Here is a 26,814-nt window from a genome sequence, read left to right as displayed (position 1 = left end):
AATTATTTAGTTATTAACGTACCTATTTTTTCACCCATAACTGCACGTTTAATATTGCCTTCTTCCATAATTGAAAATACATTTAAAGGAATATTATTATCCATACAGAATGATGATGCAGTTGAGTCCATTACTTGTAACCCTTCTTGTAACATTTGAATGTGCGTCAAGTGTTCATATTTAACTGCATTCTTATCTACTTTAGGGTCTGCTGAATATACTCCATCAACATTATTTTTACCCATTAAAATAACATCGGCTTCGACTTCTGCTGCACGTAACGCTGCAGTTGTATCTGTAGAGAAGTATGGATTACCGATTCCTGCTGCAAAAATAACAACACGTTTCTTCTCTAAATGTCTAATAGCTCTTCGACGGATATATGGTTCAGCAACTTGTTTCATTTCAATTGATGTCAACACACGTGTGTCACATTCTAATTGTTCTAAGCTATCTTGGAGTGCAAGAGCATTCATAACTGTAGCAAGCATACCCATGTAGTCTGCTGTACCACGGTCCATACCTAAATCACTACCAGTTTTACCTCTCCAAATATTGCCACCACCAACGATAACTGCGATTTCGCAATCCATCTTAGCAACTTCAGCTACTTGCTGTGCCACGCTTTTAATGATGATTGGATTAATACCAAAACCTTTGTCTCCTGCAAGTGCTTCACCACTAAGTTTTAATACTACACGTTTATATTTAGAAGTTTGCGCCATTGTTTTTTCCTCTCTATTGTAAAAATATGTAATATATACAAGTAAAGAAGACACTGACGCGCCTTCTAACATAAAGTATCACTTTATAATAGAAAACCTCAAAGGTGTCTTCTTTCTTGTAAATCTTGTCGACAGATTATTTCATTTGACCTTTAACTTCATCTGCGAAGTTTTCTTCACGTTTTTCCATACCTTCGCCTACTTCATAGCGAACGAAGTCAACAAGTTTACCACCTTTAGATTTTAAGAAAGCTTCAACTGTTTGATCTGGATCTTTAACGAAGTTTTGATCAACTGCACAAATTTCTTGAAGATATTTACGTAAACGACCTTCAACCATTTTTTCAACGATGTTTTCAGGTTTACCTTCATTTAATGCTTGTTGTTTTAATACTTCTCTTTCGTGATTGATTTCTTCTTCTTTAACTTGTTCTGAAGAAACATATTTTGGATTGATAGCTGCGATGTGCATAGCAACATCTTTAGCAGCTTCTTCATCAGTAGAACCTTCAACTACAGTTAACACACCGATACGTCCACCCATGTGTAAGTATGCACCAAATGCATCGTTATCAGATTTTGTTCTGATTTCGAAACGACGGATACTTAATTTTTCACCGATTGTTGAGATTGCTTCTTTCATTCTTTCATCAACTGTTTTACCACTTGATAATTTAGTTTCTAATAAAGCATCTACTGTTTCAGCTTTGCTATCAAGAACTTGATTAGCAATTTCTTTAACTAATTCTTGGAAGCCTTCATTACGAGCTACGAAGTCAGTTTCAGAGTTGATTTCAACGATAGCAGCTTCATTTCCTTTAACTTCAACATGTACTAAACCTTCAGCTGCGATACGGTCTGCTTTTTTAGCTGCTTTAGCGATACCTTTTTCACGTAAGTAATCAATCGCTTTATCGATGTCACCATCAGTTTCTGTTAGCGCTTTTTTACAATCCATCATACCAGCGCCAGTTCTTTCACGTAATTCTTTAACAAGTTTTGCTGAAATTGCCATTAATTATTCCTCCAATATTTCTAATTGTAATAATAGATGATACCTAAATATTACCATTAAAGTCACTATAATTTCCAATACTCTAGTAAACTTTAATCATTATTTTTTATTATTTGAAAAAAGGGCGATAAGCATTACATCTTATCACCCATTTAAACTATATCTTAGTTTGATTCAACAGTAGTATTTTCTTCAGTTGATTCTGCTTCTTGAGATTCTTCTTTTTCATCTAAATTGATGTTTTGCTCTGCAGCTACTTCATCGTTAGAAACACCTTGTTGACCTTCTAAGACAGCGTCAGACATTTTACCAGTTAATAATTTAACGGCACGAATAGCATCGTCATTCGCTGGGATAACGTAATCAATTTCATCTGGATCACAGTTAGTGTCAACAATACCAACGATTGGAATATTTAATTTACGTGCTTCAGCAATCGCGTTACGCTCTTTACGAGGGTCAACTACGAATAATGCTTGAGGCATAGATTTCATATCACGAATACCGCCTAAGAATTTGATTAAACGGTCGTATTCTTTTTTAAGTTCAACAACTTCTTTTTTAGGTAAAACGTCGAATAAACCGTCTTCTTCCATTTTTTCGATTTCAGAAATACGTTTAATACGTTTAGAAATTGTTTTGTAGTTAGTTAAAATTCCGCCTAACCATCTTTGGTTAACGTAGAATTGTCCAGCACGTTCTGCTTCAGCTTTAACTGACTCTTGTGCTTGTTTTTTAGTACCTACAAATAAGACTCTACCGCCATCTTCAGATACTTGTTTGATGAAGTTATAAGCTTCTTCAACTTTTTTCACTGTTTTTTGTAAGTCAATGATATAGATACCATTTCTCTCAGTGAAGATATATTTTTTCATTTTTGGGTTCCAACGGCGTGTTTGGTGACCGAAGTGAACACCGGCTTCTAGTAATTGTTTCATTGAAATTACTGCCATTTTAAATTCCTCCTAGTGGTTATTTACCTCCATAATAAACTCATATAAAGACAATTAATTTAATTGCACCCTTTAAATGTACGTTTATCATGTGTGTATTGGCTTTTATAGCCGAAAACAATAATATCATATTTCTATATAATGCGCAATGTTAATTTCACTAAAGAAATAATGCTATACACATTTTTCATAATAAAAACTGTTACAAATAATATATACTTGCAACAGTTGAACGTTGGTTATTGCATTATCGATTTAAATCATAATTATTTATTTCGTTCTAATTCATCAAGGAATTTTTCTTTTTTAACTTTAATAAAGGTACCCTTCATCCCTAAGGATCGTGATTCGATTACACCAGCACTTTCAAGTTTACGTAACGCGTTCACGATTACTGAGCGAGTGATACCTACTCTATCTGCTACTTTTGAAGCTATCAATAGGCCTTCATTACCACCTAATTCTTCAAAAATATGCTCAATTGCTTCTTTTTCAGAATAAGATAATGAATTAATTGCCATAGTGATTGCCGCTTTATCACGTGCCTCTTTCTCAACTTCATTATGTTTCTCACGAAGTATTTCCATTCCAATAACAGTTGCAGCATATTCGCCTAATACTAAATCATTTTCGTTAAAGTCATCTTTAACACGACCAAGTACTAATGTTCCTAATCTTTCGCCGCCACCAAGTATTGGAAATACAGTTGTACGACTGCTACTAAATACTTCTTTATCTTCAGGTGGGAATACAGTTAATTCATTATCAATATCAATATTAGATTCAGTTTGTTTAACGTCCATTAATAGTTCTGTATATTCACTAGGAATGTGTTTACTTTCTAACATTTCGTTAATTCTTTGACTTTTTAAAAGTTCATTTAAACTTGAACCTAGAATTTTACCTCTACGTGAAACAATAAATACGTTCGTTACTGTAACGCTACTAATTGTTTGAGCAACGTCTTTAAAGTCGACCGCTATACCTTTATGTTTTTGTAATAGTGTATTTAATTCTCTAGTTTTAGATAATAAGCTCATAAAATTTCTCCTTTATTTATATTATAAAATAAATGCACTTAAATCTTTATTTGTTGAAATAGATTTCAACTTATCATCAACATATTGTGGTGTTATATCTACTACAGCATTTGGCATGCTAGGGGCTTCGAAAGATAAATCCTCAAGCATTTTCTCTAAGATTGTGTGTAAACGACGTGCACCAATATTATCAGTGTCTTGGTTAACTTGATATGCCATTTCAGCTAATCTTGTAATCGCTTCCTTAGTAAAGTTCACAGTGACCTCTTCTGTTTGAAGCAATGACTCATATTGTTTGATGAGTGATAGCTTAGGTTCAGTTAATATTCTATAAAAATCGTCAACAGTTAAACTTTCTAATTCTACTCTAATTGGGAAGCGTCCTTGTAATTCAGGTATTAAATCACTTGGTTTCGATACGTGAAACGCGCCAGCACCGATAAACAGCATATGTTCAGTATTTACAGTACCATACTTAGTTTGAATCATGCTACCTTCTAAAATTGGTAAGATATCTCGTTGTACACCTTGCCTTGAAACATCTTGACCACTATTAGCGTTATTCGTTGCTACTTTATCGATCTCATCGATGAAGATAATACCCATTTGTTCTGCTAACTCAAGCGCTTCTTGATTTGCAGTTTCTTGATCAATTAATTCATCGGCAAAATCATCAGCCAAAATCTTACGAGCTGTTTTAACTGGTACCTCACGCTCAACTTTACGTTTAGGCATGAGTTGATTCATCATGTCTTGCATTTGTTGGTTCTGATTTGTACCGAGCATGCCTAGTGCACCTGGATCTTGTTCTACTTTAATTCTAACTTTCTCTTCTTCAAGTTTACCATCTAATAATTGTTTTTTGATTTCTGAACGCTTAGTTTTAATCTCTTCTGTAGGTGTTTCCTCTTCTTCATCATCATTGTTACCAAAGTTTGGAATTGCACCACCAAGTAATGACTCTAAAGGATTACTATTATTTGACGCTTTTTTCTTCATACTAGGCACAAGTAATTTAACTAACTTTTCATTAGCTTTATTAACTGCTTCGTCTTTAACCAAATCTTTCTTTTGATCTTTAACAAGTCTTACAGCTACATCGACTAGATCACGAACCATACTCTCAACATCGCGTCCAACGTATCCTACTTCAGTAAACTTAGTAGCTTCCACCTTAATAAATGGCGCTCCTACAACTTTAGCCATACGTCTTGCTATTTCAGTTTTACCAACACCAGTCGGACCAATCATCAAAATATTCTTAGGTGCGATTTCTTGTTTGGTTTCTTCATCAAGCAAACTTCTTCTATAGCGATTTCTAAGAGCAATGGCAACTTTTCGTTTAGCATCATCTTGCCCAACTATATATTCATCTAATTTAGATACGATATCTTTAGGTGTTAATTTTATACCGTTTGCATCCATATATTTTACCTCCAACCTAATTAACGTCCATTTATATTCATTTCCATATTTTTTAAAAGTTATAGTGTTTCCACTATAATATTATCATTTGTGAACACACAAATGTCAGATGCAACTTTTAAACTTTCGTAAGCCATTTCTTTAGCAGATAATTGGCTTGCATGACGCTTCAATGCTCTTCCAGCACTTAAAGCATAGTTGCCTCCAGAGCCAATCGCAATTAAATCATCATCAGGTGCAATGACTTCTCCAGTTCCGCTGACTACTAATATTGCATCTTTATCCATTACAATTAACATAGCTTCCAATTGACGTAATTGTTTATCACCACGCCACTCTTGAGCTAGTTCAACAGCTGCACGCTCTAAATTACCACTAAATTGTTGCAATTTTGTTTCAAACTTCTCAAACAAAGTGAAGGCATCAGCTACACTACCAGCAAATCCAGCTAACACTTTTCCTTCATATAATCTGCGGACCTTGCGCGCTGTTTGCTTCATGATAACTTGCTCACCTAGTGTAACTTGTCCATCACCAGCCATCGCTGCTTCACCGTTGTGTCTAACGGCATAAATAGTTGTTGCATGTAATGATGTTTTACTCATTTATTTACTCTCCTTTTTCGCTCGAGGATGTGCATTTAAATACACTTTACGTAATTGTTGGTTAGAAACATGTGTATATCTTCCAGTTGTCGAAAGATTAACATGTCCTAACAAAGATTGTACCGTTCTTAAATCCGCACCTTGATTAAGTAAATGTGTTGCAAACGTATGTCTTAATTTGTGGGGGTGAATTTCCGTAACCCCTGCTGTACGTTTAACAACATCATTTAAAACATACCTAACGCCTCTCTCTGTTATAGGGGCGCCATTCATGTTAACTAATAAAAATGAATGTTTGGTATGTTGTATAGGCTTAAATTCGCTTAAGTATTGTTCAATGCTTTGACGACAAAATTCTCCAAACGGAACAAACCGTTCCTTATTTCCCTTTCCTAGTACTTTCACACCAGGTAAAGACATATCAATATCTTTAAGTTGGATATTCACTAGTTCAGAAACACGTATACCCGTTGCATATAATAATTCTAGAATAACGCGATCCCGTAATCCTTTTTTAGTATCTTTTGCTACAGTTTCGAATAATGCTTCCATCTCTTCTTCATAAAAAAACTGTGGCAAGTAGTTCTCCTTCTTAGGATGAACGAGTTGTACAAAAGGATTTTTGATTGTCTCGTCTTGTGTCATCCAAAACTCATAGAAAGTTCTTAAAGTTGAAATCTTCCTTGATACAGTAGTACGTTTCAAATTTTGTGAATATAAATAGCTTAAATAATTTCTAGCATCTTTATATTCAAATGTTCTTAGATTTAGTAATTCTTGTTCTAAAAAATGATTAAATTGTACTAAATCATCATGATATGATTTTAACGTATGGGCGGAGAAATTTCTCTCAACTTTGAGCATATTTAAGAATGTAACTTGGATTTCTTCCACTTAAAAATCCCCTCCATCATATGCATTGTAGCATATAACATGAAGGGGACTAAATTAATTAGCTATAGAATTCAAAATCTTTTGAGAATTACTTAAAAGATTGAAATAACTTGAACGTGAGACTAAAACAATGAATTCGAAATCAATTCTATTCTAGTTCAATCACTATACTTATAGTGTTTTCTTATAATTCTCTAAATATTCGAGCGCTCTGTTAGCTTGTGCTTCGTAACGCTCTTTTTTATCTTTAATACGCTTTTCAAGTGAGGGTAATAAACCAAAGTTAGCATTCATAGGTTGGAAATTCTTTTCATTTTTAGCGTGTGAGATGTAATAAGCCATACTTCCTATCATTGTCTCTCTAGGGAAAATAACTTCACCTTTATCAAGTAATTTGTGAGCTAGGTTAATCCCAGCAACAAGTCCACTTGCTGCACTTTCAACATATCCTTCAACACCAGTCATTTGACCTGCGAATTGAATTCTATCTTCTTTAATCAACTCATATTTCTCATTTAATACATCTGGAGAATTTATAAATGTATTTCTATGCATCACACCATATCGTACGATATCAACATTTTCTAAACCAGGGATAAGTTGAATTACTTCTTTTTGTGCGCCCCATTTTAAATGAGTTTGGAAACCAACAATATTATATAGCGTTCCAGCTGCATCATCCTGTCGTAATTGAACGACAGCAAATGGACGTTTGCCTGTTTTTGGGTCTTCAAGACCAACAGGTTTCATAGGACCAAATAATAGTGTTTTGCGTCCACGTTCAGCCATTACTTCAAAAGGCATGCATCCTTCGAAATATTTTTCTTTTTCAAATTCATTTGTTGGTGCAACTTCTGCTTCAAGTACTGCATCATAAAAGCGATTAAATTCTTCTTCTGTCATAGGACAATTAAGATAGGCTGCTTCACCTTTATCGTAACGTGATTTTAGATAAACTTTATCCATATCAATCGATTCTTTTTCAATAATTGGAGCAGCTGCATCATAAAAATAAAGTTGATCCTTACCAGTAATATCTACGATTTCTTTAGCTAAATTTTCTGTAGTTAATGGACCAGTAGCAATAATTGTGTATCCTTCAGGGATACTATTAATTTCTTCATTAATAACAGTAACATTAGGATGATTTCTTAAAGTTTCAGTAATATAACCAGAAAAATCATGTCGATCAACTGCTAATGCACCACCAGCAGGAACTCTTGCTTTGTCAGCAGCAGAGATAATTAATGAGTCTAATCTTCTCATTTCTTCTTTTAATACACCCACACCATTTGTTAATGCATTGCCTCGTAGTGAGTTAGAACATACTAATTCTGCAAATTTATCAGTATGGTGTGCTGGCGTTTGCTTAACTGGGCGCATTTCAATCAAATTCACTTTGATACCTCGTTGAGCTAATTGATAAGCGGCTTCTGAACCAGCTAGTCCAGCGCCAACTATATTTACAGTTTGACTCATGGTTTTCCTCCTTAATTTATTATCTATTTTTGAACTTCTTCTTTATAGTCACAGTTTGAGCAAATAACTTGTGAACTGCGTCCTTTCTTATGTTCCATTAAATAATGATTACATTTAGGACAATCACGACCAACAGGTTTGTCCCAAGAAATAAAGTCACATTCAGGATAGTTTGAACAACCATAGAAAAGTCTATTTTTCTTAGATTTTCTTTCAACGACATCTCCATCTTTGCATTTAGGGCATGTTACGCCAATAGTTTTCACGATTGCTTTCGTATTTCTACAGTCTGGGAAATTTGAGCACGCCATAAACTTACCATATCGTCCCATTTTAATAACCATAGGAGAGCCACAAACTTCACAATCTTCGCCAGCAGGTTCATCTTTAATTTCAACTTTTTCCATTTCTTCCTCAGCACGTTCAACGTCTAATTTGAAACTTCCGTAAAAGTTATCAATTACTTTTCTCCAGCCAATATCTCCTTCAGCAATCTTATCCAATAGCGTTTCCATATTAACAGTAAACTCTACATCAATTATTTCAGGGAAATAGTCCTTTACTTGTTCATATACAATTTCACCTAATTCAGTAGGTACAAATCGTTTACTTTCAAGTTTTACATAATTACGTTTTTGTATTGTGTCAATCGTAGGTGCATAGGTAGAAGGTCTACCAATTTTTAATTCCTCTAACGTTTTAACCAAACGTGCTTCTGTATAACGTGGAGGTGGCTGAGTGAAGTGTTGCGCTGGTTCAATTTGAGTTGCAGTCACTTCATCACCTTTACTCAAGTTAGGTAATTTATTTTCTTTTTCATTATCTTTATCATCTTTGGCTTCTACATAAAGCGTCATGAAACCTTTGAATTTGATTGTTTGACCATTAGCTCGGAATTTAATGTTGTTTTGGGTAACATCTAAAGCAACAGTATCTAAAATTGCTGGTGCCATTTGACTTGCTACAAATCTTTCCCATATTAATTTATACAATCGATGCTGATCTCTAGTTAAGTATGCTTTCATTTCATCAGGTGTACGTAAAGTACTTGTTGGTCGAATTGCTTCGTGGGCATCTTGGTCACCCTGTTTACCCTTAGCAGTTCTATTAGAAAGATAATCTTTACCATACTTATCTTCAATATATTGTTTCGCTTCGTCTTTAGCGGTTTGTGATATACGTGTAGAGTCAGTTCTCATGTATGTGATTAATCCAACTGTACCTTGTCGTTTTAGATCAATACCTTCATATAATTGTTGCGCGAGCATCATAGTTTTACGCGCTTTGAAATTTAATTTACGAGCTGCCTCTTGTTGTAATGTTGAAGTGGTAAATGGATTAGCAGGATTTCTAGTTTTTTCTTTTTTATTAACATTTGTAATTTCAAATTTGTCTCCATCTAATTCAGCTGTAACTTTTTCAACATCTTTTTTTGTTTTTAATTTAAATGGTTTATTTTTATAATGAAGAAACTTAGCAGTAAATTTAGATTTCTTATATCTAAACTCACCTTCTATAGACCAATACTCTTCAGGCTTAAAGTTACGAATCTCATTCTCTCTATCTATTACTAATCTTAAAGCTACAGATTGAACTCGCCCTGCAGACAGCCCCTTTTTCACTTTCTTCCATAATACTGGTGAAATATTATATCCAACTAATCTATCTAATATACGGCGTGCTTGTTGTGCATCGACTAAATCCATTTCTATGCCACGAGGATGCTTAAAACTTTCTTTTACCGCATCTTTTGTAATTTCATTAAATACTACTCTGTTTTCTTTTGAATCATCAAGTTCTAAAATTTTTGATAAATGCCAAGCAATCGCTTCACCTTCACGGTCAGGGTCACTCGCAAGAAAGACATTTTTTGCTTTCTTAGCATATTTCTTTAAGTCTTTAACAACTGGACCTTTACCGCGTATCGTAATATATTTCGGTTCATAATTATCTTCTACATCGACACCCATTTGACTTCTTGGTAAATCTCTAACATGTCCCATAGAAGCTATAACTTTATATTTTTTACCTAAATATTTTTCAATGGTTTTCGCTTTTGCAGGCGACTCAACTATGACTAAATTATCTGCCAAAGTGAATTCCCCCTTGCTATTTCAATTACTAAAGATAAATGATAAACGGTCAATTTTGTTTTTGTCAATGTTTAAATTCTATTAACGTGCATTTTAAACGCTTTTTAATATTATTTTTAGCTATCAATTAGAATTAAATATAGATTTTTATTACTCTAGAATGAATCATTACTGATATCTATTTATAATCACATAGGATATCATCAGCTGAGGTTACAATCATCGCCCCTTCTTGAGCTCGTTTCAAATTACCTTTAGTTAGTGGATTAAATATTGAACCTGGTAATACATATATATTTCTATTTTGGTCTAATGCGCAATCAATTGTAATTTGACTACCGCTTCTAACACTTGCTTCAGTTATTAAAACCCCTTGTGAAAGACCGCTTATCAAACGATTGCGTTGCGGAAAGTGATATCGCCTAACACTAGTGAATGGCGGATATTCACTAATAACTAAACCTTTTTCTTCAATTATGTTGCGTAATTTTTGCGTTTCTCTAGGGTAATGCATCATATGACCAAAACCTAAAACAGCTATAGTAGGTAATTGATACTCTATAGCAAAATGATGTGCAATGCTATCAGCACCTTTTGCCAAACCGGAAATAATAGTTAGTGGAATTTGTTTAAATTTAGGAAATAAGTATTGCATGGCTTTAGCTGAGTATTCTGTTGCATTTCTTGTGCCCACCACACCTAATGTATTGGAGGATCTTAATAAACGGGGGTCACCTTGGTAAAATAAGACAAACGGATAATCATAAATTTCTTTTAGCAGTCGAGGATAATTAGTGTTAAACGGTGTTGTAAAACTTACTTTGTGATTCTGCAAAAGTGACAAAATATCTTTTTCATTTAAATTATTAAATTTATCAATAAAATCATCATTATGAAACATTCTGTCCCAATTTCTTATTGTATCTAATTGATCAGTATAAGAGAATTTAAAAAAATCAGGATTTAATTTTAATAAATGATGAATGTGTTGGGTCGTATAACCTAACCAAATTAATTTCAAAAGTAACATGTTGTTGTTAGTCATGAAGTCGTCTCCTTTAAAAACATTATAAGACAACTATGTCGTATATCACATTTCAATTAAAAGACATTTGATGGATAAAATTTAATAACTTTTAATGAGTAATTTTAATATTGAATTATGTAAACAGTCTTCATGCTTATTTTACACAAAAATCTGAGACCTAAAAGTCCCAGATTACTTTAAATTTTTGTTACCTTAGCACTAAAAAAATCAATTCACTTACTTTTGATATAATTTATAGAGCAATTTATTTACTGGCTTAATAAAATTACCAACATATTCTTCTACAAACGCATTGAATCCTTTTTTAAATTGTTGGACACCATAATCTTCTGCATCCTCACCAAAGTCGCCAGTTATGCCGTAGAAATTATATCGCTCTATGCCTTTCTCTTTTGCGTAGCGTATCATATCCCATTGCAGACAATAGGCACCCATAAATTCATTGTATTTAGGATTAGAACCACTTGATAAATAGTACATTTCGTGATTGTTATAAATAAACAATGCAGCAGCTAAATCAAGTAATGTACCATCCGTAACGATTAATTGTTCAGTTTTTGCAATTTTTTTATTAAGGCTCTCTAGTTGTTGATTTAATTGGTGATATTTTGTTTTTGTCTTTTTTGAATTAGCATTCACTTTTAATAATTGTTTAATTTCAGTCATTTTCTCTTCTAATTCTAATGCTCGTCGCTTTAATAAATTTATATACTTATTTAAATCGATATAAGCTAACTTCATGCATGCTTTATCACCATAAATTTCTAGCATTTGTTTGAAATAAGGTTCTTCTTGAAAATGAAAGCCATGTTTTTCTTCAGCCATGTGATACAGTCGATAAAATCAATTCGTTTCTTTAATTGATAAAGTTTTAATTTGCACACCCATTTCAATTGTCTTCATAATGTTACGTCTAGTTTGATAAGACTATCTTTTAATAATTGTTGTTCACTTTTATCTTTTAAATCTAATATAGAATGCCATCTTATTTGACTCATAGCTGAATAGCCAGTTGTAAAACCTTGATGCTGGTATCCTAATTTATTCATCACCTTAAACCACTGTTTATTGTTAAAGTGTTCTATAATCTCACCATCAGCACTTCTTATATTCTCCAAGACATAAGGGTCAACTAGTATGAAAACACCTCTTCGCATACGTACATAATGCGTTAATTTTTTAAAGAAAAATTCAACTAACGCTAAATTAGTAAAATCCATCACTGGCCCTCGATGGGTATAAAAGTATTTAAACACCTTAAATATACGAGCATCAGTTAATAAACAGGCAGCAACTACGTTACCGTTTTCTTTGACACCGACAATATGAACCCCTAAATTTCGAGCTTTCCTATATTTATATAACTCTTCAATCTGAGTATAATGCGAAAAATTATTTCTCATAAAAATTTCAAATTCATTTAATTCTAAAGTTGTAAAAATCAAATCATTCATACTCCCTTTTCTCAAATTCATTTATGCCACTTTATTAGGTCTTATAAAAATCATATCGTAGTCATAATTATGTATTACTCGATGTGCTACTTCTTTTTTATAACCACCTAAATTCCATTTTTTGATCTAAACTTTGAAAATTCATGAGTTTACCATCATAATTACCATTCAACACTATTGCTGTATGTCCAAATCCACCACCATATCTTCCACTAAAAACAACAACATCTCCAGGTTTAGCTTCAAAAGTAGGAGTGTTTTTATATTCAATTTTCACATTTTCATATTGGTTTTTAGAACTTGTTTCATTTGTCATAACTATATTTTTATTAAAATCATCCTGTGAAGTTATTACTACTTTATCGTTAGATTTTATCTCACTTGCATATGCATTATAATTGTGATTAATAAAAAATAAAGAACCTACTACAAAACACACTATACCGATAGTTATTTTTCGAATAGAAAAATTTTATGATATGATGTTTTATTCTTGATGCTCACTCTTTTTATCAATACACCATTATTATATATCTTATTTGTAATAAACTAAATGCATTTTATAAATAATTTATTTAATTAATCTTATACATATATTAACTTCGACTTTGACTTTAATAATTATTAATAACTTATAATAAATTAAACAAAAGACCTGATTTCCAATATTAGAAATCAGGTCTTGAATAATAAAATCAATTTAAATTTTGATGATGATTATTTAATTGTTAATAATTCTTCATAAATACCAGCTTCTTTAGCTGCTTCGATTAATGTAGTACCAATTTCTGAAGGTGTATCCGCAGTTTTAACACCACATTCATTTAATGTTTTAATTTTTTCATCTGCAGTACCTTTACCGCCAGAAATAATCGCACCAGCGTGACCCATACGTTTACCTGGAGGGGCTGTTTGACCTCCAATGAAGCCAATAACCGGTTTAGTCATATTAGCTTTAATCCATTCCGCCGCTTCTTCTTCAGCAGTACCACCGATTTCACCAATCATTACAACAGCTTTAGTATCTTCATCTTCATTAAACGCTTTAAGTACATCGATAAAGTTAGTACCGTTGACAGGGTCGCCACCAATACCTACAGCTGTAGTTTGACCAATGCCTTCTTCAGTTAATTGATGAACCGCTTCGTAAGTTAACGTACCAGAACGTGATACAACACCTACATGACCTTTTTTATGAATGTATCCTGGCATGATACCAATTTTACATTCATCAGCAGTAATAACACCTGGGCAGTTTGGTCCAACTAAACGTGTTTTTCTTCCTTCTAAGTAACGCTTAACTTTAACCATGTCAACAACAGGAATATGTTCAGTGATACAAATAACCATATCTAAATCTGCATCTGCTGCTTCCAAAATAGAATCTGCTGCAAATGGCGCCGGAACATAAACTACAGATACGTTAGCACCTGTTTCTTCTTTAGCTTCAGCAACAGTATTATATACAGGTACGCCTTCAACAACTTGTCCACCTTTACCTGGTGTTACCCCTGCAACAATTTGTGTACCATAATCAAGCATTTGTTTTGTATGGAAAAGGGCAGTAGACCCTGTAATACCTTGTACCATTACTTTAGTATTTTTATCTATAAATACACTCATCTTAGTGTTCCCATCCTTTCCTTACGCTTCTTTAACAAGCTTAACAATTTTTTGAGCGCCTTCAGCCATTGTAGCTGCTGGTTCAATTGCTAAACCTGATTCGTTTAAGATTTCTTTACCGCGTTCTACATTTGTACCTTCTAAACGAACTACTAATGGTAAAGTTAATTCAACTTCTTTAACTGCTGCTACGATACCTTCAGCAATAACATCACATTTCATGATTCCACCGAAGATGTTTACAAAGATACCTTTAACATTGTCATCACCTAAGATGATTTTGAATGCTTCAGTAACTTTTTCTTTTGTAGCGCCGCCCCCTACGTCTAGGAAGTTAGCTGGATTTCCACCAAAATGATTAATAGTATCCATTGTAGCCATCGCTAAACCAGCACCATTAACCATACAACCAATATCTCCATCTAATGCAATGTAAGATAAGTCATATTTAGATGCTTCAATCTCTTTAGGATCTTCTTCTTCTAAATCACGTAATTCTTGGATATCTTTATGTCTAAATAATGCATTGTCATCGAAGTTGATTTTAGCATCTAAAGCTAAAACTTCACCTTCACCAGTAGTAACTAATGGGTTAATTTCAACGATAGAACAATCTTTTTCGATAAATACATTGTATAAAGAAATTAAGAATTTCGCTGCTTTATTAATAGATTCTTTTGGAATATTAATATTAAAAGCAATGCGACGCGCTTGATAAGGTGATAAACCTACAACTGGGTCGATTGTTTCTTTAAAGATTTTTTCTGGTGTTTTAGCAGCTACTTCTTCAATTTCTGTACCGCCTTCTTCTGAAGCCATTAAAGTAATACGATCAGTTGCTCGGTCAATTACAAAACCTACATAATATTCTTTTTGAATATCGCAACCTTGTTCAATATACAAACGTTTAACTTCTTTACCTTCAGGTCCAGTTTGATGTGTAACTAATTGTTTACCTAATAATTCGTTGGCATAAGTTTCAACTTCAGATAATGATTTAGCAATCTTAACTCCACCTGCTTTACCTCTACCCCCAGCGTGGATTTGTGCTTTAACCACATAAACCTCTGTGTCTAATTCTTTAGCCTTTTCCACTGCTTCTTCAGCAGTAAATGCAACTCGTCCTTCTGGAACAGCTACGCCCATAGAACGAAATATTTCTTTACCTTGATACTCGTGGATATTCATCTTCCATCCTCCTACTTCTTAGGTTAAGTTCAGTTATAATTATAGAAAATGAAAGCGCTATTGTAAACTGAAAGTGTTCCACTTTTTGCAATTAATTTAAAATTCAAATAATTACGTCATAGATTTGATTGGTTCAAAGCTTTTACGATGATACGGTGTAATACCAAGTTTATTTAGGCCTTCTAAATGTGCTTTAGTTCCGTAACCCACATTTTTCTCAAATTCATATCCTGGATATTCATCTGCAATCTCTTTCATTAAAGCATCTCTGTACTCTTTTGCCATTATACTTGCTGCAGCAATAGACACACTCTTTGCGTCGCCTTTAATAATAGATGTTTGAGGAATTGTTGTATCTAAAGACATTGCATCTATTAATAAATGATCTGGACGATTTACTAATTGACTCAAAGCTCGATTCATTGCTACTTTAGTTGCATTATATATATTCAATTCATCGATCTCTTCAGGACTAGCTAAACCATAGGCATACTCCAATACCCCATCTTTAAGCTTTTTATTAAGTATTTGTCTTTTACTCGCTGTTACTTTTTTAGAATCATCAAGTCCTAAATAGCGATGCCCTTCATTTAAAATTACTGCACATGCAACAACAGGACCTGCTAGCGGACCACGTCCAACCTCGTCAATACCACAGATTAATGCTTGAGGATTGTTATTCAGCAACTCATTTTCAAATTTATTCATTGTATTGTAATGGTCTAAAATTTCTTGTTCTTTAAAAAGTTGTTTACGACGTCTTGTAATAGCTTGTTGTACCCCTTTACGAGCGTCTTGATTTAATTCATGTTGTTCTAAAACTTTAATTGAGTTAATTTCAGACAATATGTGCTTTGCTTCATTAATTGTTTGTGTCATTATCTAATTCACTCTTCATTTCTGAATATAAGTCAAAACAGTATGTTCCAATTTTGGCATTTCTAACGTCATTAATTATCAGTTCAATAACCGCTTCGTAGTCTACTTCATTGCCTCTTTGTAAAAGTCCACGTCGACGTCCAATTGCATCAAACCATTCTAATATTTCAGCATCTGCAGGTACATCAATCTTATAATGTTGCTTAAAACCTTCTATATCATGGTTAATTAAAAACTGTAAACCATAGATAGCAACTTCATCTAAATGTACAATACTGTCTTTTATTGCGCCTGTTAAACTTAATTTTTTACCAACAATTTCATCTTCAAATTTAGGCCATAAAATTCCAGGTGTATCTAATAATTGTAAAGATTGCCCAACTTTAATCCCCTGTTGTTGTTGGGTTACACCTGGTTTATTACCAGTTTGTGCAATATTTTTACGTGCTAATTTATTTATCAATGTTGATTTACCAACGTTAGGTATGCCAACAATCATTGCTCTAATTGCTCTAGGTTTAAGTCCTTTAGCTTTCTCACGTTCAAATTTTTCTTTTGTTGCTGCTATAGCTGCTGTTTCTACACCTTTTAAATTTTTGCCATGCTTAGCATCTACTGACACAGGATAATATCCTTTATCTATAAAGAAGCGTTCCCATTTCTGCATTTCATTTAAATTGGACATATCTTTTTTATTAAGAATAACTACGCGTGGTTTTTGTTTAATTACTTCATCAATCATTGGGTTACGAGAACTATATGGAATACGTGCATCAACTAATTCAAATACAACATCTACTTTTTTTAATTGTTCTGTTACCTCTCGTTTAGCTTTTGCCATATGTCCTGGATACCATTGAATTGCCATTAATTGTCACCTTACTTTCGATATATTTTAATTCAACCTGTTGATTATAATTGAATTTTTATTTGAGAGCCACTTTTTTTCTAAGTTCATCATTTATTTTATCATTCATTAAATAAAACGATAAAGTACAATAAGTTTATAATGTTAGAAAAGCATAATTACTTTTAATCGCACAATCTATCCCCTACAATTTAAATATACTGTTACAATTATAATCCTATCGCTTAGAGGTAAATTATGAAGAAAATATTAATATATATAGGTATATTCTTAACACTGTCTTTCATAGGACATAGCTATATAATTTTTCGCTTTATTCACGATGGCGTATTATTCACAGGACCCAACGATGGTATCGAACAGATGATACCTATTCAAATGTTTCTATTTGATAAATGGAGCGATGGCAATCTTTTTTATGCTACTGATTTTGGTCTAGGTGGAGATTTTTTTACGGATTTAAGCTATTATTTCTCAACAAACATACTATTTATTGTTAATGTACTATGTATCATTCTATTAAAAACAATTATTCATATAAATACTCAGGGATTACTATTTTGGATGGTAAATGCGCTAGTTATTTCCATTATTAAAGCTGCATTAGCGATGTATTGTACCTATCTCTATAGTAAATTTATTTCACGTAATACTTGGATTAGTATTATTATGGCATTTCTATTTGTTATGTCGCCGCTTTATTATCGCTTTACTGTTTATTGGCCATTCTTTAGTGATGTATTTATTTGGATGCCATTGTTACTATTTTCTATAGAACGCACACTTCAAAAACAAAAATTTGGTCTATTTATTGTCACAATTACACTAATAATGATAAATAATTTCTACTTTGCATATTATCTTTGTCTTATAGGTGCAGGTTACATACTTCTTCGTATAATTTTTAGACACTCTAAAGATATTATTACACGTGGCAAAGCTTTACTATTATTTGCTATCAGTGCCATTTTAGGGTTAGGTAATAGTTTATTTATGTTCTTCCACGGTGTTCAAAGTTTTTTAAATAATCGTCGTGTCCCTTTTTCAGGAACAGTAAATACCTTCGAAAAGCTAGATATTAACACAAATATCTTCTTTGATAATTATTTAATCGTATTGCTATTTCTAACTATTCAAGCATTATTATGTATTAAACTTTATAAACACTTTTATTATCGCTTATTCGCGATTTTAACTTTCGCATTTATTCTATTAAGCTTTGTACCATTTATCGATCAATTGTTTAATGGATTTTCTGCACCACAAAAACGTTGGCATTTTATATTGTCTTTTAATTCAGCAATATTAATTGGTCTATTTCTAAAATATTTTAGGACACTAAAAATCAAATCATATTTAATTAGTAATATTATTGCTGAAATTGTCATTTTCGCTAGTGCTATTACCTATCATAAATTTGTAGCTTGGCTTGTACTTGTACCAATTGTTTCTTTAATAGGGTTACTTATTTTAATTTTAAAAGATAGACGTTATCGCATTAATCTAAGCTATATATTCGGCATTTCTATAATCTTACTCAATTTAATGGTTTCTTTCGTCTTTATTAAAAATCAAATTTATTTTAAAGATCATCAAGAACGAGCTAATACATTTTATATTAATTCAAGTTTATATAGTTCAGACTTACAGCGTTCATTAGTTAATATAATGAAGAATAGTAAACGAGAAGATGAACGTATCGATTGGCGAGTGAATGAGCAAGATAACACACCTATGTACCAACACTTTAAGGGACTAAGTTTATATTCAAGTATCTTCCATCATAATATTCTCGATTACTATTATGATGCACTAAAAATTAATCTTGCCGAGGAGTCACTAAGTCGATATCAATCAATAAATGGTCGACAAAATATAGCGAGTCTTTTCTCAGTACGTTATATGATGCTTAAAGATTATCAGGGAAATTTACCCGCCTATTTTAAAAAGGTTAAAACAAGTGGACAATATTCTATCTATGAAAATACACTTAACTTGCCGAGTGTTAAAGTTACGAAAAATGTTTATAATAATAAATCTTTAAAAAAACCTATAGATCGTGAGCATGCGATGTTAAATGGTGTGATCATGAATAATGCAGGAAAATCTTTCAAACAACCAACATCTAATTTACTATCAAATGTTGATATGCAACAACAAAATATTAAGCGAATTGGAAAAAATCGCTATAAAGTCATTGGTGGCAAAGGTGGTACTATAAAATTACATCTTCCAAAACAAATACGTGATAAATATGATGATTTTTATTTAACAATGAAGATTAAGAGAGGTAATCCAGATAGTAATTACACAGTCGCTATTAATAATTACGCTAATCATCGATTGTTTAATAATTCTACCTATCGAACAGGTGTAGACACTCAACTTTATCGCACTCAACCAGATAAAAATGGTGATATCACTATTACCCTTTCGCCTGATGGTGAATTTTATGTCGATTTACAACAATTAAATGGCGAAAATTATGATACGCTTAAAAAGGCGCATGATAATGCTGATTTTGATACAAGTTATCATGATATTAAAAATGGTATACAAGCCCAACTCAGTCACCATGAGAGTGGTATAGCTTCAATAAACATTCCTTATCGAAAAGGAATGCGTGCGTATGTTGATGGTCAACCTGCAAAAATCCAAAAAGTGAATTATATGATGACCGGTGTTCCAGTCGACAAAAATGCAAAACAAATTGTCATTAAATATCAACCTCCTTACTGGAATACTATGATATTCATTTCATTAATGAGTATGATTCTTAGTGCTGTTTTTGTAAAAATTTTTAATTCAAAAAAACGAAAGATGAGGAAGTAAATTGATTAAAAAAATATGGTCAAAACCCTTATGGACGTTTGGTTTCATTTTCATCATAGCTAATATCGTAACACTAACCATTTATTATCCATTTATCCGGGATTACATAAAAGATGGCGTGGTATTTAGTGGCTCTGGTGATGGTTTTAGACAAATGATGCCGTTCCAATTATATTTATATGAACACTTCACACAATTAAAAGGATTTTATGATCATTCATTTGGACTAGGCGGAGATTATGTTAAAGGGTTAGCCTATTATTATTCCCTTTCACCAATCATGTGGGTCAATTTTATTATTGTATGGATCGGTGAACATATATTCCATTGGCAACCGCAAAACATTCGCTTTTGGCCAACAAATCAATTAATTGTTGCATATGTACGAACAATAATTACTTTTATTTGTGCATTTTATTATTTTAGATACTTAAAGTTAAGTTCTACACCTCTGTTGATAGCAACAATTTTATATGGGGCATCAACAGTAGTGTTATATTACAATTTTACTTGGTCATTTTATGGAGATTTATTAATTATATTGCCATTATCATTATGGGGAATGGAACGTTTCTTTCAACGTAGAAAGATAGGTTTGTTCATCTTTGCAGTGGCAATCACGCTATTTTCAAATTTTTACTTTACTTATTATCAAGCCATTGTGTTAGGTATTTATTTTATATTACGTGTCGTATTCCAATATCGCCATGACATCGTATCTCGTTGGCAAAAATGTTATTTACTAATTATAGGAGCTATGTTTGCGCTCCTATCAAGCATATTAGGTTTTTACACTGGTGTATCATCTTTCCTAAATAATGATCGCCAACAAAATTCTGATTTCAACATCTCTCTATTTACTGATTTAACTAAAAATAATTATTATATATTTTCAAATGGCTTTTATGTAACAATATCACTTATTGCATTGGTAGCTTTATTAACGCCAAAGTTATATAAACACTATTACTATAAAATTTTCGCTATTATAACGTGGTTCTTACTTATTGGTTCATTATCACAGTACTTTGACAGTGCTTTTAATGGATTCTCATTACCACAACGACGTTGGGTTTACTTCTTAGTGTTATCTACAAGTGGACTGATTGCTTTATATATTCATCACTTATCAGAGTTGACTATGAAACAGTTTCTATTTGCAGGTGTGCCCGTATTTATTGCTGGTTTGTGTAGATATATCATAGCTGACAACTTTGTGGATTGGATGGTAATTGCTTTAATTATCATCGTTGTGCTAGGAATATTTATCTATCGCAAATCTTTACTGAAACAACCAATTATTATGTTATCGTTGATAGTGCTATTTTTCGGTCAACAAATTATAATGACACATGATTCAAGACAAAGAACGATAGACCCATATTCAACGACAATCAATACATTGAGCGATCCTTCATACTATAATGATACTATTGCTAAAAAAATTGATTCTATCAAAGAACATCATGATGATCCATTTCATCGTATTGATTATATGTCCGCATATGCATTAAATTCTCCTTTTCTTTATCACTACAATGGTATTTCGCTATACTCAAGCATTTTTGATGGAGGAATTTTGAAATATTATGATAAATTAATGCAAATTAATATGCCCGTTGATAAAAATAGTACGTATCGCTTTTTAGGAAATCGTGCAAACTTAACTGCTTTATGGAATGTTCAAGATCGACTACGTCATCCTGAAGATCAAAATATGACTTACGGTTTTGAAAAGAAATATACGATATTGAATGGTAAAAATACGCTTATCCATTCTAAAAACATGATTGACTATCCATCTGCTCATGTAACTAATCATATATATAATAGTGATGATTTAAAGTCACCTTTAGATCGTGAACAAACTATGTTAAAAGGGATCGTATTAAACGACAATTCAGAAAAAGCAAATACTTCATTTAAACCTAATAAAAATCTTTTAAACGAGTCAAAAATGTTTACAAAAGATGCGACTTGGAAAAATCAAAATCATCTTAAAGTACACAAGGACAATGGTGGGGTTACATTAAAATTACCTGAATCTATCGCTAATCAGTATAAAGATATGTACGTAGAAATGGATGTTGAACTACTTTCGCCTGACAAAGCGCATTCAGTAGGTGTTAATGAATATTCGCAAAATCGAAATGAACTGAGCTACAAATATCGTCGCTTAGTTACACCAGTTACAATGCGTGTTAAAGCGTCTGATAAGCTAAATATTCATCTATCTAAAGGGAATTATCGTTTATCTGTGAAAGGTATTTATGGTGAGGACTACAGCACACTTAAAAAAGCTTCAAAAGAATTAACACCTGTGAAAGTTAAAGATATGAGAAATGGTTATGTCGTCAAGAAACCAAAGAACGCAACAGGCTATGTCATTTTACCAACTGTATATGCAAATGGTATGCATGCGAAAGTCGATGGGAAAGAAGTACCTGTTCACCAAGCTAATGGTATCATGACAGCAATACCAGTTAATAAAGGAGATAAAGTGATTAAACTCACATACACCCCTCCTCACTTCTATCTACTTGCTATTATGAGTTTCATTGGTATTATCGGTAGTATATTATTTAGTTTATGGGTTAAGAAAAAACGCTAAATTAAGATAATTAATAACTTAAACTTTTATTATTTAAAATGTGAATAAAAATAATAAAGCTTCCAATCTCAACTTGAAAGAAGAAGATTGGAAGCTTTATTTGTAAGACAAACGTTGTATCTAACCTCTGTCTTATTATTATACTCAGTTTGCTGATTAACGAATTTCTTGGATTCTAGCAGCTTTACCACGTAAACTACGTAAGTAGTATAATTTAGCACGACGTACTTTACCACGACGTTTAAGTTCGATTTTTTCGATTTTTGGAGTGTGTAATGGGAATGTACGTTCCACACCTACACCTGAAGAAATTTTACGAACTGTGAAAGTTTCAGAAATTCCTCCACCACGACGTTTGATTACAACACCTTCGAATACTTGGATACGTTCACGTGAACCCTCTACGATACGTACGTGTACACGTAAAGTATCACCAGTACGGAATGCTGGTAAGTCTGTGCGTAATTGTGATTTTGTAACTGCTTCGATTAACTTATGATTACTCATTGATATACTCTCCTTCAACCTATGTTCTTGCCTAGACATTCATATAGCAGCGGATCATAGTGATAATTAGTGTCTTTTCACACTTGATATATATTAGCATAATACTAATTGTTTTTCAATTGCTTTTTATAGCTTTCTATAAATTTTTCATCGTCTTCCGTTAAAGGATATCGATCAAGTAAGTCCGGTCGCTTATGATAAGTACGGATTAATTTTTGTTCATGTCGCCATTGTTCAATATTTGCATGATTACCTGATAATAATACATCTGGAACGGTCATACCTTCAAATTCTCTTGGACGCGTATATTGAGGAAATTCTAATAGACCATCTGAGAACGAATCATCTTGATGTGATTGTTGATTTCCTAATACACCTGGTATTAATCGCACAATCGCATCTGTCATCGTCATCGCTGGCAATTCTCCTCCAGTTAATACATAATCCCCCATTGAAATTTCATCCGTCACTAGGTGCGTTCTTATACGTTCATCATAACCTTCATAATGTCCACAAATAAATACGATATGCTCAGCTTCGCTTAATTCTTGTGCAATTCCTTGTGAAAAAGGTCTACCTTGAGGACACATTAAAATGACACGCGTTTGATCAGTTCGTTGTAAATCTTTCATAGCATTGAAGACTGGTTCAGGTTTTAGCACCATACCCTGTCCACCACCAAATGGGTAATCATCCACTTGATTATGTTTATTAATGGCGTAATCTCTAAAATTTACAGTATTCACACTAATGATTTCTTTATCCTGTGCCCTTTTTAAAATGGAGTGATTGAGCACGCCATCAAACATCTCAGGAAATAAAGTTAAATAATCAATTTTCATTAATCTAACAACCCTTCCATAGGTGTTATACGAATCGTTTTATTTTCAATATCAATTTCTTTAACTACATCAGCTATATAAGGAATGAGATATTCCTTTTCTCCTTTAACAACCCAAACATCGTTTGCACCTGTTTCAAAAATATTGATAACTCTGCCGATAGGTTGATTGTCATCATCAAATACAGTACTTCCAATGATGTCAGAGTAGTAATATTCATTTTCAGCTAGTTCAATATCTTCATGATCGCGTTCTTGGTACAAATAGTCACCTTTATATTGTTCGACGTCATTAACGTTATTTATTCCCTCAAATTTCAACATATGAAATCCTTTATGAACACGGTAAGATAAGACAGTCAATTGTTCTTCATGATTTTGATGATTTACCGTCAATACTTCACCTGGTTGGAAACGGGTATCGGTAAAATCGGAATTAGATTTCACTTTAACTTCACCTTTAATTCCATGTGTATTTACGATTTGACCAACTTCAACTTGCATATTTGCACCTCATTTAATCCATTAATGTCATTTTGTTTATCATATCATGATTTTTCAGTATTTAAAAAGGCGCCATCAGTTGGCGCCTCTATTACTTTACTTATAAAGTTTAAGCTAATTATTTAGCGTGTTTTTGTTCATCAAAAGTTTTTAAAATACCTTGTTTAGATAAGATATTATGAACTGTATCAGTTGGTTTAGCACCGTCTTTTAACCATTTTAATGCTAATTCTTCATCAATTTTAACTTCTGGAGCATTAACACTAGCTGGGTTGTAAGTACCGATTTGTTCGATAATACGACCATCACGTGGTGAACGTGCGTCTGCTACAACGATACGATAAAATGGATTTCTTTTTGAACCTAAACGAGTTAAACGAATTTTAACTGCCATATATAAAACTCTCCTTTAAATCTTTTACTTTTTATTTTCTACAAGAAATAATATTAACAGTAACTTGATATTTTGTAAAGACTTTTTTCTTTACCTAAAGCCCCACTTCTAAATTTATTTAGTTAGTGGGACTTACGCACTAGCTTTAGCTAGGGTGTTCCTTTTACTAGGTTTTTTTAAAACCGTAGATTTGGTTATGGGAGTGAGATAGAATTCTTTGAATTCGTACCCCACTTTCATTGCTTGTAGAATTTCTTAATGAAATTCTTTGTGTTGGGGCCCCGTCACCCCCGCATAGTTGATTAGGTGCTTGAAATATTTTATTTCAAGTCCAATCAACCACTGCGTTTATGCTTTAGCTAGGCCGAACCTTATTACCTAAATGTTTGGTAGTACATTTATTTTTCAATAAACATCAAAATATCGAACGCTATTTGAGGAGCGTTCGATATTTTCACTTAATTAAAATGGTAAGTTCATACCTTTTAACATATTTTCCATTTGACTACGTTTACCTTTTTTACCTTTTCGGCCAACACCACTGAATTGTTTCATCATTTTCTTCATATCATTAAATTGTTTCATCAAGCGATTCACTTCTTGTAGTGAACGACCGGAACCTTTGGCGATACGTTTTTTTCTAGATACATTTAGTACTGCTGGATTTTCTCTTTCACTTGGTGTCATAGACTGGATAATCGCTTTAATATGGTCAATTTGCTTTTCATCCATATTTAACTTATCCATGCCTTTCATCTTATTCATTCCTGGAATCATTTTCATGATGTCATCAAGTGGGCCAAGGTTTTTAACTTGATCCAATTGTTCAAGGAAATCGTCCAAAGTGAACGTAGAATTACGCATTTTTTGTTCTAAATCTTTAGCTTTTTCTTGGTCAACATCTTGTTGTGCCTTTTCAATAAGACTTAAAACATCTCCCATACCAAGTATACGAGAAGCCATTCGCTCTGGGTGGAACAGTTCAAGTCCATCCATCTTCTCACTCATACCAACAAATTTAATTGGCTTTTGAGTTACTGAACGAATCGATAAAGCAGCACCACCACGAGTGTCCCCATCTAATTTAGTCAACGTAACACAAGAAACATCTAACTGGTCATCAAATGATTGAGCAACGTTAACAGCGTCTTGCCCAGTCATAGCATCTACAACTAACATGATTTCATTAGGTTTAGAAATTTCTTTAACTTCTTGAAGTTCATTCATTAACGCTTCATCAATATGCAAACGACCTGCTGTATCAATGATTACAAAATCTAAATGTTCTTCTTTGGCATGTTTTAATGCATTTTCAACGATTTGTTGAGGTTTAACTTGGTCCCCTTCACTATAAACAGGAACATCAAGTTGTTTACCTACCGTTTGTAATTGATTAATTGCGGCTGGACGATAAATATCCGCTGCAACTAACATTGGCTTTTTATTATATTTTTTACGCATTAATAATGCTAGTTTACCGGCTGTTGTTGTTTTACCTGCGCCTTGTAAGCCAACCATCATAACAACAGTTGGTGGCTTGTTTGCCATTTTAATCGTTGAGTTTTCGCCACCCATTAATTGAGTTAATTCATCTTGTACAATTTTAATGACTTGTTGACCAGGTGTTAATGATTGCATTACATCTGATCCTAAGGCACGATCTGACACTGTCTTAACAAATTCTTTAACTACTTTAAAGTTTACATCGGCTTCTAATAATGCTAATCGTACTTCACGCATCATTGCTTTAATATCCGCTTCAGTAACTTTACCTTTACCACGCATTCTCTGCATCGTAGCTTGCAAACGATCGGATAATCCTTCAAATGCCATATC

General features: G+C 32.9%; 21 protein-coding genes and 3 pseudogenes. 2 read left to right on the top strand and 22 right to left on the bottom strand.

The genetic code is table 11. The annotated features are described in order from the left end of the window. Window positions 1–2: 2 nt before the first annotated feature. The 17 genes and pseudogenes from pyrH to ylqF form a co-directional block, all read right to left on the bottom strand. Complete coding sequence (gene pyrH, locus SBL15_RS11355) at window positions 3–725, bottom strand: UMP kinase (protein ID WP_011275942.1); 723 nt, start codon at window positions 723–725, stop codon at window positions 3–5. Window positions 726–861: 136 nt separating this feature from the next. Further along, a complete protein-coding gene (gene tsf / locus SBL15_RS11350) occupies window positions 862–1,740 on the bottom strand; it encodes a translation elongation factor Ts (RefSeq protein ID WP_011275943.1) in 879 nt (292 codons plus the stop codon). Between the two features lie 164 nt (window positions 1,741–1,904). Continuing rightward, complete coding sequence (gene rpsB / locus SBL15_RS11345; protein ID WP_317956019.1) at window positions 1,905–2,693, bottom strand: 30S ribosomal protein S2; 789 nt, start codon at window positions 2,691–2,693, stop codon at window positions 1,905–1,907. A gap of 266 nt (window positions 2,694–2,959) precedes the next feature. Further along, window positions 2,960–3,733, bottom strand: a complete 774-nt coding sequence (gene codY / locus SBL15_RS11340; protein ID WP_011275945.1) for a GTP-sensing pleiotropic transcriptional regulator CodY — start codon at window positions 3,731–3,733, stop codon at window positions 2,960–2,962. Between the two features lie 21 nt (window positions 3,734–3,754). Next, the gene (gene hslU / locus SBL15_RS11335) at window positions 3,755–5,158 is read right to left on the bottom strand and encodes an ATP-dependent protease ATPase subunit HslU (protein ID WP_317956017.1); all 1,404 of its coding nucleotides are present in this window, start codon (window positions 5,156–5,158) and stop codon (window positions 3,755–3,757) included. Window positions 5,159–5,217: 59 nt separating this feature from the next. Next, window positions 5,218–5,763, bottom strand: coding sequence for an ATP-dependent protease subunit HslV (gene hslV / locus SBL15_RS11330; RefSeq protein ID WP_011275947.1), 546 nt, complete (start codon window positions 5,761–5,763; stop codon window positions 5,218–5,220). Next, window positions 5,764–6,627, bottom strand: a complete 864-nt coding sequence (gene xerC, locus SBL15_RS11325) for a tyrosine recombinase XerC (protein WP_267920078.1) — start codon at window positions 6,625–6,627, stop codon at window positions 5,764–5,766. It lies immediately after the preceding gene. 201 nt (window positions 6,628–6,828) lie between these two features. Next, the gene (gene trmFO, locus SBL15_RS11320; RefSeq protein WP_037537326.1) at window positions 6,829–8,136 is read right to left on the bottom strand and encodes an FADH(2)-oxidizing methylenetetrahydrofolate--tRNA-(uracil(54)-C(5))-methyltransferase TrmFO; all 1,308 of its coding nucleotides are present in this window, start codon (window positions 8,134–8,136) and stop codon (window positions 6,829–6,831) included. A gap of 23 nt (window positions 8,137–8,159) precedes the next feature. Continuing rightward, the gene (gene topA / locus SBL15_RS11315) at window positions 8,160–10,229 is read right to left on the bottom strand and encodes a type I DNA topoisomerase (RefSeq protein ID WP_037537327.1); all 2,070 of its coding nucleotides are present in this window, start codon (window positions 10,227–10,229) and stop codon (window positions 8,160–8,162) included. Between the two features lie 178 nt (window positions 10,230–10,407). Continuing rightward, window positions 10,408–11,274 (bottom strand): DNA-processing protein DprA, encoded by an 867-nt coding sequence (gene dprA, locus SBL15_RS11310; protein WP_317956012.1) that lies wholly within the window; start codon window positions 11,272–11,274, stop codon window positions 10,408–10,410. 219 nt (window positions 11,275–11,493) lie between these two features. Then, window positions 11,494–12,722 (bottom strand): annotated as a pseudogene (locus tag SBL15_RS11305) (aminoacyltransferase). 30 nt (window positions 12,723–12,752) lie between these two features. Further along, window positions 12,753–12,996, bottom strand: a pseudogene (locus SBL15_RS11300) (CHAP domain-containing protein); the annotation flags it as partial. A 123-nt stretch (window positions 12,997–13,119) separates the two neighbouring features. Further along, window positions 13,120–13,194 (bottom strand): annotated as a pseudogene (locus SBL15_RS13030) (hypothetical protein); the annotation flags it as partial. A 254-nt stretch (window positions 13,195–13,448) separates the two neighbouring features. Beyond that, window positions 13,449–14,354, bottom strand: coding sequence for a succinate--CoA ligase subunit alpha (gene sucD / locus SBL15_RS11295; RefSeq protein ID WP_011275953.1), 906 nt, complete (start codon window positions 14,352–14,354; stop codon window positions 13,449–13,451). 21 nt (window positions 14,355–14,375) lie between these two features. Further along, window positions 14,376–15,542, bottom strand: coding sequence for an ADP-forming succinate--CoA ligase subunit beta (sucC, locus tag SBL15_RS11290; RefSeq protein ID WP_053017080.1), 1,167 nt, complete (start codon window positions 15,540–15,542; stop codon window positions 14,376–14,378). Window positions 15,543–15,653: 111 nt separating this feature from the next. Beyond that, window positions 15,654–16,421, bottom strand: coding sequence for a ribonuclease HII (locus SBL15_RS11285; protein WP_053017079.1), 768 nt, complete (start codon window positions 16,419–16,421; stop codon window positions 15,654–15,656). Further along, complete coding sequence (gene ylqF / locus SBL15_RS11280; RefSeq protein WP_107611438.1) at window positions 16,405–17,289, bottom strand: ribosome biogenesis GTPase YlqF; 885 nt, start codon at window positions 17,287–17,289, stop codon at window positions 16,405–16,407. Before ylqF ends, SBL15_RS11285 begins: the two co-directional genes overlap by 17 nt. Window positions 17,290–17,526: 237 nt before the next feature. Between ylqF and SBL15_RS11275 the strand changes: the two genes are divergently transcribed. Together SBL15_RS11275 and SBL15_RS11270 are read left to right on the top strand one after the other, a co-directional pair. After that, window positions 17,527–20,121 carry a YfhO family protein gene (locus SBL15_RS11275; protein ID WP_317956010.1) on the top strand — a complete coding sequence of 865 codons (2,595 nt, stop codon included), beginning with the start codon at window positions 17,527–17,529 and terminating at the stop codon, window positions 20,119–20,121. A 1-nt stretch (window position 20,122) separates the two neighbouring features. Further along, window positions 20,123–22,732, top strand: a complete 2,610-nt coding sequence (locus tag SBL15_RS11270) for a YfhO family protein (RefSeq protein WP_107638618.1) — start codon at window positions 20,123–20,125, stop codon at window positions 22,730–22,732. A gap of 156 nt (window positions 22,733–22,888) precedes the next feature. On the opposite strand, the gene rplS is transcribed toward SBL15_RS11270, so the two are convergent. From rplS to ffh, 5 genes are all read right to left on the bottom strand, one after another. Next, window positions 22,889–23,239, bottom strand: a complete 351-nt coding sequence (rplS, locus tag SBL15_RS11265; RefSeq protein ID WP_037537864.1) for a 50S ribosomal protein L19 — start codon at window positions 23,237–23,239, stop codon at window positions 22,889–22,891. A gap of 104 nt (window positions 23,240–23,343) precedes the next feature. Then, window positions 23,344–24,081: a tRNA (guanosine(37)-N1)-methyltransferase TrmD gene (gene trmD, locus SBL15_RS11260; protein ID WP_107611435.1), complete on the bottom strand. Its 738-nt coding sequence runs from the start codon at window positions 24,079–24,081 to the stop codon at window positions 23,344–23,346. Continuing rightward, complete coding sequence (rimM, locus tag SBL15_RS11255; RefSeq protein ID WP_317956007.1) at window positions 24,081–24,584, bottom strand: ribosome maturation factor RimM; 504 nt, start codon at window positions 24,582–24,584, stop codon at window positions 24,081–24,083. Before rimM ends, trmD begins: the two co-directional genes overlap by 1 nt. A 118-nt stretch (window positions 24,585–24,702) precedes the next feature. Continuing rightward, window positions 24,703–24,978: a 30S ribosomal protein S16 gene (rpsP, locus tag SBL15_RS11250; RefSeq protein ID WP_011275962.1), complete on the bottom strand. Its 276-nt coding sequence runs from the start codon at window positions 24,976–24,978 to the stop codon at window positions 24,703–24,705. Between the two features lie 462 nt (window positions 24,979–25,440). Continuing rightward, window positions 25,441–26,811 carry a signal recognition particle protein gene (ffh, locus tag SBL15_RS11245; protein ID WP_107611433.1) on the bottom strand — a complete coding sequence of 457 codons (1,371 nt, stop codon included), beginning with the start codon at window positions 26,809–26,811 and terminating at the stop codon, window positions 25,441–25,443. Window positions 26,812–26,814: the final 3 nt, after the last annotated feature.

The sequence above is a fragment of the Staphylococcus sp. NWU MKU2 genome (assembly GCF_033283605.1).
Lineage (GTDB): Bacteria > Bacillota > Bacilli > Staphylococcales > Staphylococcaceae > Staphylococcus > Staphylococcus haemolyticus.
Note: the sequence above shows the minus strand (reverse complement) of the source record. Positions and strands in the feature narration are given on the sequence as shown.

Excerpts from the sequence above, each read along its gene's own strand:
- pyrH (WP_011275942.1), bottom strand. The coding sequence starts at position 725 with ATGGCGCAAACTTCTAAATATAAACGTGTAGTATTAAAACTTAGTGGT.
- tsf (WP_011275943.1), bottom strand. The coding sequence starts at position 1,740 with ATGGCAATTTCAGCAAAACTTGTTAAAGAATTACGTGAAAGAACTGGC.
- rpsB (WP_317956019.1), bottom strand. The coding sequence starts at position 2,693 with ATGGCAGTAATTTCAATGAAACAATTACTAGAAGCCGGTGTTCACTTC.
- codY (WP_011275945.1), bottom strand. The coding sequence starts at position 3,733 with ATGAGCTTATTATCTAAAACTAGAGAATTAAATACACTATTACAAAAA.
- hslU (WP_317956017.1), bottom strand. The coding sequence starts at position 5,158 with ATGGATGCAAACGGTATAAAATTAACACCTAAAGATATCGTATCTAAA.
- hslV (WP_011275947.1), bottom strand. The coding sequence starts at position 5,763 with ATGAGTAAAACATCATTACATGCAACAACTATTTATGCCGTTAGACAC.
- xerC (WP_267920078.1), bottom strand. The coding sequence starts at position 6,627 with ATGCTCAAAGTTGAGAGAAATTTCTCCGCCCATACGTTAAAATCATAT.
- trmFO (WP_037537326.1), bottom strand. The coding sequence starts at position 8,136 with ATGAGTCAAACTGTAAATATAGTTGGCGCTGGACTAGCTGGTTCAGAA.
- dprA (WP_317956012.1), bottom strand. The coding sequence starts at position 11,274 with ATGACTAACAACAACATGTTACTTTTGAAATTAATTTGGTTAGGTTAT.
- sucD (WP_011275953.1), bottom strand. The coding sequence starts at position 14,354 with ATGAGTGTATTTATAGATAAAAATACTAAAGTAATGGTACAAGGTATT.
- sucC (WP_053017080.1), bottom strand. The coding sequence starts at position 15,542 with ATGAATATCCACGAGTATCAAGGTAAAGAAATATTTCGTTCTATGGGC.
- SBL15_RS11285 (WP_053017079.1), bottom strand. The coding sequence starts at position 16,421 with ATGACACAAACAATTAATGAAGCAAAGCACATATTGTCTGAAATTAAC.
- ylqF (WP_107611438.1), bottom strand. The coding sequence starts at position 17,289 with ATGGCAATTCAATGGTATCCAGGACATATGGCAAAAGCTAAACGAGAG.
- SBL15_RS11275 (WP_317956010.1), top strand. The coding sequence starts at position 17,527 with ATGAAGAAAATATTAATATATATAGGTATATTCTTAACACTGTCTTTC.
- rplS (WP_037537864.1), bottom strand. The coding sequence starts at position 23,239 with ATGAGTAATCATAAGTTAATCGAAGCAGTTACAAAATCACAATTACGC.
- trmD (WP_107611435.1), bottom strand. The coding sequence starts at position 24,081 with ATGAAAATTGATTATTTAACTTTATTTCCTGAGATGTTTGATGGCGTG.
- rimM (WP_317956007.1), bottom strand. The coding sequence starts at position 24,584 with ATGCAAGTTGAAGTTGGTCAAATCGTAAATACACATGGAATTAAAGGT.
- rpsP (WP_011275962.1), bottom strand. The coding sequence starts at position 24,978 with ATGGCAGTTAAAATTCGTTTAACTCGTTTAGGTTCAAAAAGAAATCCA.
- ffh (WP_107611433.1), bottom strand. The coding sequence starts at position 26,811 with ATGGCATTTGAAGGATTATCCGATCGTTTGCAAGCTACGATGCAGAGA.